11 protein-coding genes are annotated in these 13688 nt (G+C 45.2%); 6 read left to right on the top strand and 5 right to left on the bottom strand.

Annotated elements, in window-relative coordinates; genetic code table 11:
* The first annotated feature begins 5 nt into the window (after positions 1-5).
* A complete protein-coding gene (locus AB6E08_RS16960) occupies positions 6-1007 on the top strand; it encodes a DUF3080 domain-containing protein (RefSeq protein ID WP_017099416.1) in 1002 nt (333 codons plus the stop codon).
* Between the two features lie 53 nt (positions 1008-1060).
* Here AB6E08_RS16960 and AB6E08_RS16965 read toward each other — a convergent pair whose 3' ends face one another.
* The 3 genes from AB6E08_RS16965 to AB6E08_RS16975 all read right to left on the bottom strand — a co-directional run bounded on the left by AB6E08_RS16965 (position 1061) and on the right by AB6E08_RS16975 (position 5953).
* On the bottom strand, positions 1061-3022 hold the full coding sequence (locus AB6E08_RS16965) for a DNA topoisomerase III (protein ID WP_017099417.1): 1962 nt from the start codon (positions 3020-3022) through the stop codon (positions 1061-1063).
* Between the two features lie 127 nt (positions 3023-3149).
* Entirely contained in the window at positions 3150-3698 is a 549-nt protein-coding gene (locus AB6E08_RS16970) for an NAD(P)H nitroreductase (protein WP_009848708.1), read from the bottom strand.
* Between the two features lie 245 nt (positions 3699-3943).
* Positions 3944-5953, bottom strand: coding sequence for an NADPH-dependent 2,4-dienoyl-CoA reductase (locus AB6E08_RS16975; RefSeq protein ID WP_029224084.1), 2010 nt, complete (start codon positions 5951-5953; stop codon positions 3944-3946).
* Between the two features lie 279 nt (positions 5954-6232).
* On the opposite strand from AB6E08_RS16975, the gene sppA reads away from it, so the two are divergent.
* Positions 6233-8083: a signal peptide peptidase SppA gene (gene sppA / locus AB6E08_RS16980; protein ID WP_372063782.1), complete on the top strand. Its 1851-nt coding sequence runs from the start codon at positions 6233-6235 to the stop codon at positions 8081-8083.
* A 118-nt stretch (positions 8084-8201) separates the two neighbouring features.
* The gene (gene ansA, locus AB6E08_RS16985) at positions 8202-9218 is read left to right on the top strand and encodes an asparaginase (RefSeq protein ID WP_372063780.1); all 1017 of its coding nucleotides are present in this window, start codon (positions 8202-8204) and stop codon (positions 9216-9218) included.
* Between the two features lie 148 nt (positions 9219-9366).
* Here the strand turns inward: ansA and AB6E08_RS16990 are convergent, their stop codons facing one another.
* Positions 9367-9648: a YeaC family protein gene (locus AB6E08_RS16990; RefSeq protein WP_009848655.1), complete on the bottom strand. Its 282-nt coding sequence runs from the start codon at positions 9646-9648 to the stop codon at positions 9367-9369.
* Positions 9649-9761: 113 nt separating this feature from the next.
* Between AB6E08_RS16990 and AB6E08_RS16995 the strand changes: the two genes are divergently transcribed.
* A complete protein-coding gene (locus AB6E08_RS16995; RefSeq protein ID WP_372063845.1) occupies positions 9762-10568 on the top strand; it encodes a DUF2989 domain-containing protein in 807 nt (268 codons plus the stop codon).
* Between the two features lie 143 nt (positions 10569-10711).
* On the opposite strand, the gene msrB is transcribed toward AB6E08_RS16995, so the two are convergent.
* On the bottom strand, positions 10712-11110 hold the full coding sequence (gene msrB / locus AB6E08_RS17000) for a peptide-methionine (R)-S-oxide reductase MsrB (RefSeq protein ID WP_372063778.1): 399 nt from the start codon (positions 11108-11110) through the stop codon (positions 10712-10714).
* 358 nt (positions 11111-11468) lie between these two features.
* Here msrB and gap point away from each other — a divergent pair, with 358 nt between their 5' ends.
* Positions 11469-12464 carry a type I glyceraldehyde-3-phosphate dehydrogenase gene (gap, locus tag AB6E08_RS17005; protein WP_009848658.1) on the top strand — a complete coding sequence of 332 codons (996 nt, stop codon included), beginning with the start codon at positions 11469-11471 and terminating at the stop codon, positions 12462-12464.
* 243 nt (positions 12465-12707) lie between these two features.
* Complete coding sequence (locus AB6E08_RS17010) at positions 12708-13592, top strand: D-hexose-6-phosphate mutarotase (protein WP_372063775.1); 885 nt, start codon at positions 12708-12710, stop codon at positions 13590-13592.
* Positions 13593-13688 lie beyond the last annotated feature (96 nt).

Raw genomic sequence — 13688 nt, forward strand, 5'->3', positions numbered from 1 at the left:
CGCAGATGAATGATGGCCCTCTCTCAAACCTAGTTAAGCACTCAACACTGTTTTGTCTGACGGTGACGCTAGCTGGCTGTTTTAGTGATGGCCCCGGAGACTTATTCGACGACTACCAAACCAAGATAGCCAGAGTACAAGATGCTGACGAGATAAAAGAGGAATGGGAATTTGAAAGCCTACCGAGAAAACGAGAACTGCTGCTTGACGTGCCCTCGCTTTCTATCGGTCTCATCGACAGTTACCAGCTTCGTCAGTGTGGATTGTTCAATCTGATTGCAGAAAGAAATTCGGTTCTGGGCAAAGTCGCGGATGAGTTTCGTAATTACGACTATCAAGTCGCGTTACTTGCAGGTGTTGGGAAATGTTTATCCGGTAGCGAATTAGACCCTGAGGTCGTAGAGCTACTGAAAGAAATCGAGCAGCAGAAACTCACACAGTTTCCGCTGCACCAGTGGAATCTAATCTATGCCAGCGATGCCATGCAGTCGCAAATGCGTGGTAGTCAGTGGTTACGTGCTGATATCGGCGATCAGGTACGACAAACCAGTGATGCCTTAGAACATATCAATCAAGCGTTAAACGTTCCGCTCGTTTCGGGAAAGACTACTGAGGTTCAAGAAGTATTAGAAAAGAGCTCTACGCTCGGGGATTTATACTACTCGCTCACGCGAGCTTCGGCCGAACTTGATACCATCACCAAACAGCTGACAACTTTTGATCACAATATCATCTGTGGTAAACAACGAGACACGACCAAGTTTCGTTATCTCAACAATGTGTTCGAGCAGCAATATATAGGCAAAGTTCAGCCGTACATGGCGCAGCTGGATGGCTATTATCAGCAGTTAGCCCCGCAACTTGGGATGTTTGACGCGCAACCTGAACTGCACAGTTATTACTTTCCCATCCAAGATGCACATCAAGCTTTTCGAGCATCAACTCGCCGCCATGTTGATTATTGGCAGCAGCTGTTTAAACGTTGTGGGCGCAAGGTCGGTCGTTAATATTGATTCCCAATATCAATAATGGGTGTTGTTAGCTTTCAGTTTCTAACTGATTAACTTTTAGCGCCTTTCTTCGCGTAAGTCTTCTTCCTTGTCCCACCGCCTTTACGGCGCTTGAATGCTGGTCTTTCAACTTTAGGCAGATGACGCAGAGATTCAGGGACTTCACCTGTTTTTACCTTACCCATTAAGCCATCGATCTTACTTTCTAGCGCTTGCATGAAGGGTTGATACGCTTGGTTTCGTTCAGCCATGCCTTGCAACTGATGCTCCCAGTGAGCCGTCATGTCTGGAAAGGTCGAGTCCTCAGGTAAGGCATGAATCAATCCTCTTCCCGCCGGGCTACTGTGAATGCTTTTACCTTGGCGAGTTAGCAACTGCCTTTTGAATAGAGTATCGAGAATACCCGCGCGGGTTGCTTCCGTTCCAAGGCCATCGGTCTCTTTCAAAATGGCTTTAAGGTCTTTGTTCGCGACAAAGCGCGCGATACCTGTCATCGCTTGTAGCAAGGTCGCTTCTGTGAAGTGCTTTGGTGGTTCGGTTTTCTTATCACCAATAATACCTTCACGACAAGTCAGCACCGTTCCTTTATCCAATGGGGGAACCGTATCTGTGCCGTCGCCTTTCTCTTCGGTGTCCGTTTTCCCCATCAACACCTTCCAACCTGGGCTAATAAGTTGTCGCCCCTTTGCGATGAACACACCACCAGCAATATCAAAGACTAACTTGGCATCGGCAAAAATAGCAGGTGGGTAGAATTGCATTAGATACTGGCGAGCGATTTGCTGATAGATTTTCATCTCGTTGGCAGACAGGCCGTTCACCGATGACTTTTTCGGAGTAGGAATTATCGCGTGGTGAGCATCGACCTTGCTGTCGTTCCATGCTTTGGATTTAAGAGAAAGATCCGCACCTTGAGCACCACTTTTCAGCTCTTTCGCATTGTTAGCGATGGCATCCACGACCGACTCTCTTTGCGAGTAGTGATCCTTAGGTAGATAGCGGCTGTCAGAACGTGGGTAAGTGATGAGTTTGTGTTTCTCATACAATGACTGACAAGTGTCGAGTACCTGTTGAGCGCTCATACCAAAACGCTTAGACGCATCAATCTGCAGAGCTGACAGCGAATAAGGCAGTGGCGCCGCTTGTTTGCTTTGCTTTTGCTCTGATTCCGTCACCGTCGCGGGTTGATTCGCAATTCGGTTAGCGACATTCTCAACCAGTTTTCGATTGAGCACCCGGCCTTCTTCATCTTGCCATGGCTTACATGCTTCGCTTGGTTTCCAACGTGCTCGAATATCAAAGCTCTGGCCGTTGTTTTGATAAGGGATCAGCGCATGCAGAGTAAAATAATCTTTCGGAATGAAGTTCTCGATCTCTTCATCACGCCTTACGACCAAACCAAGTACAGGCGTTTGCACTCGCCCTACCGACAACACGCCTTGGTAGCCCGCCTTTTGGCCAAGTAAGGTATAGGCGCGAGTCATGTTCATGCCATATAACCAATCGGCTCTAGAGCGTGCCAAAGCTGAAATTGATAGTGGGATAAAGTCACGGTTACTGCGCATTTGAGAGAGCGCACGTTTTACGGCAGGTAAGTTCAAGTCACTGATCAGTAGCCTGTCCATCGACTCTTTCTTAGCCTTGGATACTTTGCAGTAATCAATCACTTCATCAACTAGCAACTGCCCTTCTCTATCCGGGTCACCCGCATGGACAATTTGGGTCGCGTCCTTCAATAGCTTTCGGATCACCGTAAGCTGTTTACTTGAAGTCTTACGCGGTCTCAGCTGCCATTGCTCTGGCACAATAGGAAGATCAGCGAGGTTCCATTTCTTGTAACGGTCGTCATAAGCGTCTGGCTCAACCTGCTCCAATAAGTGTCCAATACACCAAGTCACCACATCTCCATTGCCACATTTGATAAACCCTTGGTCTTTCTTTTGTGGATTAGGTAGTGCGGCGGCGATCGCGCGGCCTAGGCTTGGTTTTTCAGCAATAATAAGGCGAGACATGTTTTTCCAGATGCTACAAACAATTAGGGCCACATTATCTAATGTGGCCCCTAGAAATCAAGGAAAACTGGTTGTTTATACAGTTAGCATTCAACAATTCGTTGTGTCGTTGTTTTACTGACGAGATCTATAAGAACTCAACGAACTTTGAGAAGTCACGCTCTGGTACTTTCATTGGCGTACAGCCCGGAGTGCCTAGGTATAGGAAACCAACAATTTCATCGTCGCCTTCTAAGCCGAAAGCTTGGTGCACTTCAGGGTGGAACATCCATTTGCCTGAACGCCAAAAACCTTGGAAGCCTTGTGCAACTGCGGCCATTTGCATTGCTTGCGCAGCACAACCCGCAGACAGGTGTTGTTCGAATGCTGGCACTTTTTCGTGCTCAGTTACCTTTGCGATGATAGTGATCACCATTGGAGCTCGAAACGGCGCTTTTTTAACTTTCTCAATGACCGCTTCTTCGCTCTCGTCAGCTTGTGCCGCACGAACCAAAATATCAGAGAGCTTCTGTAACCCTGAGCCTTGTGCGATAACAAAGCGCCATGGTGTCAATGCGCCGTGGTCTGGAGCACGTAAGCCCGCTTTAATGATATTTTCTAACGCCACACCTTCAGGAGCCGGATCAGAGAGTTTTGCGATTGAGCGCCTGTTGAGCAATAGATCCAAAGCATCCATTTGAAGTCCTTACTAATTTTTATTGTTTGTATAATTGAACTGTAGCACAGAACACAAACGATAATAAATCTCAACGGCTGTCTATTTGAAGCAATATTTGAAACGACACTAGAAACAACAAAGGCCCCTAAATCTATGACTTAGGAGCCTTATTTATCTGTCTAGTCCAAGCTTAGTTACCCGTCTAGTTCAGCTTATTGAACTTTCTGATTCAAACTTATCAAACGAGAACATTCTGTTTGTTGTTAAAGCTTAATAGCTAACTCAACACCTTGGCGAATAGCACGTACCGCATCAAGTTCACCCGCGTAATCAGCACCACCGATCACGTGAAGTTTGCCACCAAACTCTTGCCACATATCTTCAAACGGGCGAACAGAAACTTGACCCGCACACACGATAACGGAATCGGCATCGAGTACCTGATCTTTCTTACCAACGCTGATGTGCAGACCTTGATCGTCAATCTTGTTGTAGCTCACGCCACCAAGTAAGTTCACACCACGTTTTTCTAATGTGCGTTTATGAATCCAACCTGTAGTCTTACCTGGACCTTTACCGACACGACCCGCTTTACGCTGCATCACCCAAACCGTTTTATCACTGAACGAATCAGGATAAGGATAAAGTCCACCTGGGTGCTCCATATTCTTATCAATGCCCCACTCATGCAGCCAATCGTCCAAGCTATGAGAAGTCGGCTCTGTCAGCATAGTTGCCACATCAATACCAATACCACCTGCACCAACAATCGCGACTTTTTCGCCTACTGGTGTCTTTTCACGAATCAAGGTTTGATAGTCGACTACGTTTTCTTGATCTATCCCTTCAATATCAAGCTTTCTGGGTTCAACACCAGCAGCCATCACGACTTCATCGTACTTCAACAACATCTCAAACGTCGCTTCAGTATCCAGTTTTAAGTTCACGCCTGATGCATCTATTTGGTTAGCAAAGTAACGAATCGTTTCTCTGAACTCTTCTTTACCCGGAATCTGCATTGCCAATCTAAATTGTCCACCGATGCGGTCATTTTTCTCTATCAGATCAACCTTATGCCCACGCTGTGCCAACGTTGTTGCACAAGCTAAACCTGCTGGCCCAGCACCGACGACGGCAATGGTTTTGGTTGCTTGAGCTGGTTGCACAACAATTTCAGTTTCGTAACAAGCGCGAGGGTTCACCAAGCAGCTCGCTCGTTTGCCTTTGAATACGTTATCAAGACACGCTTGGTTACAACCGATACAGGTGTTAATGAACTGCGCTTGGTCTTGAGCGGCTTTATTAACAAAGTCAGGGTCAGCCAAGAATGGACGAGCCATTGATACCATGTCGGCCTGTCCTGAACTGAGGATACGTTCGGCCTCTTCTGGCGTGTTGATTCGGTTACACGTCACCACTGGGATCGACACGTATGGTTTTACTTTTTCCGTCACCCAAGAGAATGCCCCTCTTGGAACTTGTGTCGCAATAGTTGGGACACGAGCTTCATGCCAACCAATACCGGTATTAATAATGGTCACGCCCGCTTCTTCTAGCTTCTGAGCCAGAAGTACAACATCTTCGAATGTGCTGCCTTGCTCAACCAAATCCAGCATCGATAAGCGGAAAATAATGATGAAATCTTTACCCACCGCTTCGCGAATCGATTTAACGATCTCTAGTGGGAAACGCATACGCTTCTCGTAAGAACCGCCCCATTCGTCATAACGCATGTTGGTACGTTTACAGATAAATTGGTTAATCAAGTAACCTTCGGAGCCCATGATCTCTATGCCGTCATAGCCAGCAACCTGAGCTAGCTCTGCACTGTTGGCAAAAGCACCGATGGTCTTTTTAATTTGACGAGGGCTCATCTCACTCGGTGCAAACTTAGCGATTGGCGCTTTGATGCCCGAAGCACTTTGCGCGAATGGGTGCATGGCATAGCGGCCAGCATGTAGCAACTGAAGGGCAATCTTACCGCCGTGCTTATGCACGGCCTCGGTAACAACTTGGTGAGCTTTAGCGTGCTTAACTTTACTGAACTCAGCACTAAATGGGGTCAATCTGCCACGTAAATTAGGAGAGAAACCACCGGTAACAATAAGGCCAACGCCTCCTTTTGCTCGCTCTTCATAAAACGCGGCAAGCTTGTGGAGGCCTTCTTTATTTTCTTCTAAACCCGTGTGCATTGATCCCATCAATACACGGTTACGTAACTGAGTAAATCCAAGATCGAGTGGTTCGAGTAAATGTGGGTACATGGCAGACATCACTTCTATTATTATATCCTTGTGGTCAGACCACAATATAACTCAATCACCAAAAGTTCAAACAACTGTTTACATTTTTGTAACACCGATCATAATGCAGGACGTATTAATCGTTCAGAAACCCCTAATATGACTACACTTAATGAGAATATATATCGATTAGCAATTCTTGGTGTAGTTTGAGCTAGGGAATTATCGTAGGATATCAAGCAGTTCATATTATTGAGATTAATGGTACTACAGCTTGTTAAAGCGACGTGATCTCACTGCGGAGACAGAATGAAAAAAATATTCAAATTTATAGGCATGATCTTTAAAGGGATTTGGAAGCTCATCACGTTTGTGCGTCTTGCGCTGGTTAACCTTTTCTTTTTACTCAGTATCGCCATCATCTACTTTGTATACTTCCACTCAGACACAACTCAACCCACTGTTCCACAGGAATCGGCTTTAGTGCTTAACCTGTCTGGTCCTATCGTGGAGCAAAGTCGCTATATCAATCCGATGGATTCAGTCACGGGTTCACTGCTTGGCAAAGACCTTCCAAAAGAGAACGTCCTGTTTGATATTGTTGAAACGATTCGCTACGCCAAAGACGATGACAAGGTAACTGGTATCGTTTTAGCACTCAAAGAACTGCCAGAAACCAATCTGACCAAGCTTCGCTACATTGCTAAAGCGCTCAACGAGTTCAAAGCAACTGGCAAACCAATTTATGCGGTGGGTGACTTTTACAACCAAAGCCAATACTACCTAGCCAGCTACGCAACTAAAGTCTTCCTATCACCAGATGGTGGGGTTCTTCTTAAAGGCTACAGTGCTTACTCGCTATTCTACAAAACTCTATTAGAGAAGCTTGACGTAAATACACATGTATTCCGCGTCGGTACTTATAAGTCTGCAATCGAACCTTTCATTCGCGACGATATGTCAGACGCAGCGAAAGAGTCAGCTTCTCGTTGGTTGGGTCAACTGTGGGGAGCATACGTTGATGACGTAAGCAACAACCGCCAGATCGATGCTAAAACCTTGAACCCAAGCATGGACTCTTTCTTAAAAGACCTTGAGTCGGTTGATGGCGATATCGCAAAACTGGCAGAGAAGCTTGGTTTAGTTGACGAACTGGCAACTCGCCAACAAGTTCGTCTAGAGCTCGCAGACGTCTTCGGCAGTGACGGTCAAGACAGCTATAACGCGTTGGGGTACTACGAGTACCGTACAACCATGCTTCCTGACCTAACAAGTGAATTGCACGATGTCGCTGTAATTGTCGCTAGCGGCGCAATTATGGATGGCAAGCAGCCACGTGGCACCGTTGGTGGTGATACCACGGCCGCCCTACTTCGCCAAGCGCGCAACGACGACAAAGTAAAAGCGGTTGTACTTCGTGTAGACAGTCCAGGTGGTAGCGCATTTGCTTCAGAAGTTATCCGCAATGAAATAGAAGCGATCAAGCAAGCTGGTAAACCTGTTGTGGTTTCTATGTCTAGCCTGGCTGCTTCTGGTGGTTATTGGATCTCGATGGGCGCAGACAAGATTTTGGCTCAACCAACCACACTAACAGGCTCGATCGGTATCTTCAGTGTTATCACGACCTTTGAGAAAGGCTTGAACGATATCGGCGTTTACACCGATGGCGTTGGCACCTCACCTTTCTCAGGTCTTGGTATTACAACAGGGCTTAGCGAAGGCGCGAAAGACGCGTTCCAAATGGGCATTGAAAACGGATACCGCCGATTCATCAGCCTAGTTGGAGAAAATCGCGGTCTGGAAGTCGATGCTGTCGACAAGATTGCTCAAGGTCGAGTATGGACAGGCCAAGATGCAATCGAGAAAGGTCTAGTCGATGAAATTGGTGATTTTGATGATGCGATTACAGCTGCGGCTTCACTTGCAGAGCTTGAGACCTACAACATTTACTGGGTAGAAGAGCCTCTTTCAGCCACTGAACTATTTATTCAAGAATTTATGAACCAAGTTCAGATGTCGATAGGCCTTGATATTCAGTCAATGATTCCAAGCAGTTTACAGCCTGTTACTCAACAGTTAGCTCAAGATAGCCAACTGTTAGGTAACTTTAACGACCCACAAGGTCGATATGCTTTTTGCTTAAACTGCCAAGTTCAATAAGATAAGCTCAACGCTTTGTTATCAAGAGGCGCCTCTGTGTGAGGCGCCTCTTTTTATTGCATGATAATTCGCTATAATCGCCCCCCTGTTCCCTATATCACACTAAGTATTAATCGCCATGGAAAGAAAACACATCTATATCGCGTATACCGGCGGCACAATTGGCATGCAGAAGTCTTTGGACCACGGCTATGTCCCAGTCGCAGGTTTTATGGATAAGCAGCTAGCTGGCATGCCTGAATTCCATCGCCCAGAAATGCCTGAGTACACCATTCATGAATACTCTCCATTAATGGACTCTTCAGATATGACGCCACTTGATTGGCAGACTATCGCTGATGATATTCGCGCGAACTACGATAAGTACGATGGTTTCGTTATCCTACACGGTACAGACACAATGGCTTACACCGCCTCTGCTCTGTCTTTCATGCTGGAAAACCTCGGCAAACCTGTGATTGTTACGGGCTCTCAGATCCCATTGGCAGAGTTACGTTCAGATGGACAAGCAAACCTGCTGAACGCTCTGCACATTGCAGCGAACTACCCGATCAACGAAGTGACACTGTTCTTCAACAACAAGTTGATGCGCGGTAACCGCAGCACAAAATCACACGCAGATGGCTTCAATGCGTTTACCTCTCCAAACCTAACCCCATTGCTAGAAGCGGGTATCAATATCCAGATCAGCAATAACGTTAAGGTAAACGAGCAACCTGAAGGTGCTTTCAAGGTTCATAACATTACTCCGCAACCCATCGGTGTAATCACTATGTACCCAGGTATCTCACATGAGGTGATTCGCAACACGCTACTACAGCCTGTTAACGCAATGATTTTGCTTACTTTTGGTGTTGGTAACGCACCACAAAATCAAGAGTTACTTCAGCACTTAAAAGATGCATCAGAACGAGGTGTGATTGTAGTGAATCTAACTCAGTGTTTGGCCGGTAAAGTCAATATGGGTGGCTACGCGACGGGTTGTGCACTAGCAGAATCTGGAGTTATTAGTGGTTACGATATGACACCAGAAGCGGCACTGGCGAAGTTACATTACCTGTTGAGCCAAAACTTAAGCTACGAACAAGTGAAAGCTCAAATGCAACAAGTGTTACGCGGTGAGATGAGCTTATAAGCCTATCCTGCGATTCGTTTAGCCGAGGGCTTACCTTTAATCAAGCCCTTCACGTAAACCTGAACTAAATCGTATTATTGTTTATAAATAAACAGCTTAACTGTAAAAAAGGGGTGGCACTGTGCCACCCCTTTGTTGTAATTTAAGCCTAATGATTAGGATTAACTCTAACAATATCTTCTTGGTCGGACTTAAACTGCTTCTTTAGTTCAGACTTTGATTTAAAGCTAATTTCTCCGCCGGCTGCAATTGTCATATGTTGAGCTTCAGAGTTATGTTTCGATTGATACAACATAACCGCCTGCATACACGAGTCGCGCTGTTCTTTAGAGAGCGCCGTTCCTTCTGGCCATTTCCCCGTTTCAACTGCATAGTTTAAACGTTCGTAGACCTCGGGGGTCATTGCGCTAAGAAGTTGTTCTGCATCCATGGTAAGGCCTTAGTTTTAACAATTTTCACCAGAAAATAACCCGTATCAGAATTGAGTCAAGAACCTGACTGAAAATAAGTGTATTTGATCACAAGTGAAGGAATATGAAAATTATGAAATGGTTGGTACTAAGCCTATTGCCTTTCACTCTGGTTGGGTGTTTTGACGGGAACAAAAATACCGCTCAATTGTGCGAAAGCAACCCGTGGCTTCAGTGTGAAAAGTTAAATATGAACGACGGACAGTGCCGTGTCGCACGTACCGACCTCGTCTGGCATCGATTTGAAGCAAAAGAAAACCCCAGCGATACCAATAAGATTAAAGAGTTCGAATTAGTCTCTGCCTACAAAAAGTGTTTAGAACTTGCAGCACAAATTGAAACGATTGATCAATCCAAACTTCAAGAACGTCGCTTCATCTCCTTAATGAATAGTATCGAAGAGTCTGAGCGTATTGTTGATGAACTCTCGCGATCAAATACCCCGGAAACGCTTTATTTTATGTGGTCACAAACTGGGGATACCAACGCAAGACGCAGTTTCCTACAACTAGAAGGGAAAGAAGCGTTAAATACGGCAGAAATGCAATATGCCTTAGCCACCTTCTATACCACCCGCGATCATGCAAAAACGCTTAAACTACTCAATAATGCGTTAACGCTTTCAAATGGTTCGGTCGTCAACACTGAAATCTTCAAGTCGATGGCCAGTATCAACCACAGCCTTGGTCATATGGAAAAAGCGTATGTGTGGGCAATGGTTGCCAAAGACTTTGATGTGCCCATTGCTTCTGAAGCTGAGCTCACTGTGCTGTATCGTTTCGACAAACCTCAATACAAGCAATTCAATGATGATGCTGAAAAGATTGTCGAAGCCATTGAAGACGGCGTTTACACCGCGTCTATAGTGCCGAACTATTAGTTTTGATTTCTTAATGCACAAAAAAACAGCTACCGTCATGGTAGCTGTTTTTATTTGTACTAGAGTTAATTCTGAAATCTTGGGTTGTTCAATAGTCCTTAATCGACAAGTACGACCTGTAAGGATTAAACAATTGTGACAAGTTATTTCGTACTTTTGTCATTTTTGTTGAAAATTAACGACACAGAATTAACACAGAATCGCTCACCTGTTGTCTGTGGGCCATCAGGAAAAACGTGACCTAAATGGCTATCACATGCAGTACAACGGATCTCCACACGCTTCATTCCGTGACTTAGATCTTCTATATAGCGTACTGCTTCATCATTCACTGGGGCATCAAAGCTTGGCCAACCGCACCCTGAATCATATTTGTTATCCGACAGAAACAAAGGGCTTTCACAGCATGTGCAGCTATAGACACCCGTCTTATGGTTGTGCAGTAACTTACCGCTATATGGGGCTTCGGTACCACGTTGACGACACACAGAAAATTCATCGTCCGTTAGGCGTTCACGCCAGTATTCATCAGGCTTTATCATATTTCCTCCCTTTTGAATCACGTTAATATCTCTCCACATTATCAGTTATTATATTTACTTTTTTCTATAAAGGCTTGCATATGAGTCGTTTTGTAGCACATACTTTCTCACCAGGAAACATTGTACATATACACTCATAAGTGAATCATCATTTAGAGGTATTTTACCCAACTGGAAGGGTACAGAGCCACTCGCAATGGTCAATTTTCAACCACTTACACCCAATTGTTAAGAAAAGCGTCGCTTTTTTTTGACATTAAACAAGTTAAGTCGGATTATCTATTGCAGATGTATACTGGATTCTGTAATTTTACTACCAGTTATCTTTAATCAGAAATTAAGTTGTGGAGCAACTACAATGACTATCAAAGTAGGTATTAACGGTTTTGGCCGTATCGGCCGTTTCGTATTCCGCGCAGCTCAAGAGCGTGCAGACATCGAAGTAGTAGGTATTAACGATCTAATCGACGTAGAGTACATGGCATACATGCTTAAGTACGACTCAACTCACGGCCGTTTCAACGGTACTGTTGAAGTTGAAGGCGGTAACCTAATCGTTAACGGTAAAACTGTACGTGTTACAGCTGAGCGTAACCCAGAAGACCTTAAGTGGGATGCTATCGAAGTAGACGTAGTTGCTGAAGCAACTGGTCTTTTCCTAACTGACGAGACTGCACGTAAGCACATCACTGCTGGCGCTAAGAAAGTAGTTCTTACTGGTCCTTCTAAAGATGCAACTCCAATGTTCGTAATGGGCGTTAACCAAGCATCTTACGCTGGTCAAGACATCGTTTCTAACGCTTCTTGTACTACTAACTGTCTTGCACCTATCGCTAAAGTACTTAACGATAAGTGGGGCATTGAGTCTGGTCTTATGACTACAGTTCACGCTACTACAGCAACTCAAAAAACTGTAGATGGCCCTTCTGCTAAAGACTGGCGCGGTGGCCGTGGTGCTTCTCAAAACATCATCCCATCTTCAACTGGTGCTGCTAAAGCTGTAGGCGTTGTTCTTCCAGAACTAAACGGCCTTCTAACTGGTATGGCTTTCCGTGTACCAACTGCTAACGTATCTGTAGTTGACCTAACTGTTAACCTAAAAGAAGCTGCATCTTACGAAGAAATTTGTGCTGCAATGAAAGAAGCTTCTGAAGGCGAAATGGCTGGCGTTCTTGGTTACACTGAAGACCAAGTAGTATCACAAGATTTCATCGGTGAAGTTCAAACTTCAGTATTCGATGCTAAAGCTGGTGTTGCTCTAACTGACAAATTCGTTAAAGTTGTATCTTGGTACGACAACGAAATCGGTTACTCAAACAAAGTTCTAGACCTAATCGCTCACATCTCTAAGTAATTTCTTTTTAGAAATAGCTTTAGATAAGCATTAGCGAAGACTGTTTTGAGCAGACTTTGAAAAAGGCGACCTTAGTGTCGCCTTTTTAATACCTGCTATCTTTTAAACAACTTCCGACTTCAATCCCGATCACCAAAACACTGAAATTCAATTCCAATACTGACTCTGCTTGTCACTCATAAAATCACAAGCACCCTAGTTCTAGTCAGCATTTGAATTCAATTTCCTTAGAAGGATCATGTAATGGATTTATCTACTCTACCTGCACTGGCGGTACTTTCTGACAACGTCACTATCGTTGAGCACGAAGGTGTAAAACTAGTTCGTGTTATCCACGATAAAGCAAACGCAGCGATTTCGTTGTTTGGCGGTCATGTGGTGTCATTTCAACCACAAGGTCAAGAAGACCTAATTTGGATGAGCCAACAAGCTAAATTCGACGGCAAAACGGCTCTGCGTGGTGGTATTCCAGTATGTTGGCCTTGGTTTGGTCGCATTGCAGCCCCAGCGCATGGTTTTGCACGTTCAAGCGAATGGCAATTAGTTGAGCACCGTGAAAGCGAAGCTGGCGTGATTGTTAGCTTAGCTCTGAAGCCAAACGAAGAGACGCTAGCAGTATGGCCTCATCAGTTTGATGCACGTTTGAATGTTGAGATCGGCGAGCAGCTAAAAGTAACGCTGGACGTGAAGAACACTGATTCTCAGCCATGGACTTTCTCTGGTGCACTGCACACTTACCTAAACGTTGGCGATATTCACAACACAACCACAACGGGTATGGGTGCTGAGTACATTGATAGCCTACAACGTGGCAAGATCTGCCAAGGTGGTGCTGAACTGGTACTGACTGACACGATTGACCGCGTTTACACGCAACCAGAAGCGCAAATCTTTGTTGCTGACAAAAAGCTGGATCGCACGCTAACAGTTGAAAACCACGGCCATAACTCTGCGGTACTTTGGAACCCGTGGGCGGAAGGGGCTGCAGGTATGGGCGACATGCAAGACGACGGTTATCTAACCATGATGTGTGTCGAGTCAACACTGCACGCACCAAGCCTAGAAGCAGGCAAAACGTTACAGCCTGGCGAAAGCCACCAGCTGATTACAGTGATTGCTTCGAAATAAGCTTAAAGCTACGCCAATTAGATACGAAAATGCAGCCCATGAGCTAACACTGATCATTTAAGCATTTTCCTGATCAGTTGAACGATCCTACAGATG

The organism is Vibrio sp. 10N.247.310.24, assembly GCF_041467175.1.
GTDB lineage: Bacteria > Pseudomonadota > Gammaproteobacteria > Enterobacterales > Vibrionaceae > Vibrio > Vibrio tasmaniensis_A.

What these genes read in the sequence shown, in the direction of transcription:
- sppA (WP_372063782.1), top strand. Translation starts at nt 6,233, where the DNA reads ATGAAAAAAATATTCAAATTTATAGGCATGATCTTTAAAGGGATTTGG.
- ansA (WP_372063780.1), top strand. Translation starts at nt 8,202, where the DNA reads ATGGAAAGAAAACACATCTATATCGCGTATACCGGCGGCACAATTGGC.
- AB6E08_RS16990 (WP_009848655.1), bottom strand. Translation starts at nt 9,648, where the DNA reads ATGGATGCAGAACAACTTCTTAGCGCAATGACCCCCGAGGTCTACGAA.
- gap (WP_009848658.1), top strand. Translation starts at nt 11,469, where the DNA reads ATGACTATCAAAGTAGGTATTAACGGTTTTGGCCGTATCGGCCGTTTC.
- msrB (WP_372063778.1), bottom strand. Translation starts at nt 11,110, where the DNA reads ATGATAAAGCCTGATGAATACTGGCGTGAACGCCTAACGGACGATGAA.
- AB6E08_RS16965 (WP_017099417.1), bottom strand. Translation starts at nt 3,022, where the DNA reads ATGTCTCGCCTTATTATTGCTGAAAAACCAAGCCTAGGCCGCGCGATC.
- AB6E08_RS17010 (WP_372063775.1), top strand. Translation starts at nt 12,708, where the DNA reads ATGGATTTATCTACTCTACCTGCACTGGCGGTACTTTCTGACAACGTC.
- AB6E08_RS16960 (WP_017099416.1), top strand. Translation starts at nt 6, where the DNA reads ATGAATGATGGCCCTCTCTCAAACCTAGTTAAGCACTCAACACTGTTT.
- AB6E08_RS16970 (WP_009848708.1), bottom strand. Translation starts at nt 3,698, where the DNA reads ATGGATGCTTTGGATCTATTGCTCAACAGGCGCTCAATCGCAAAACTC.
- AB6E08_RS16975 (WP_029224084.1), bottom strand. Translation starts at nt 5,953, where the DNA reads ATGTCTGCCATGTACCCACATTTACTCGAACCACTCGATCTTGGATTT.
- AB6E08_RS16995 (WP_372063845.1), top strand. Translation starts at nt 9,762, where the DNA reads ATGAAATGGTTGGTACTAAGCCTATTGCCTTTCACTCTGGTTGGGTGT.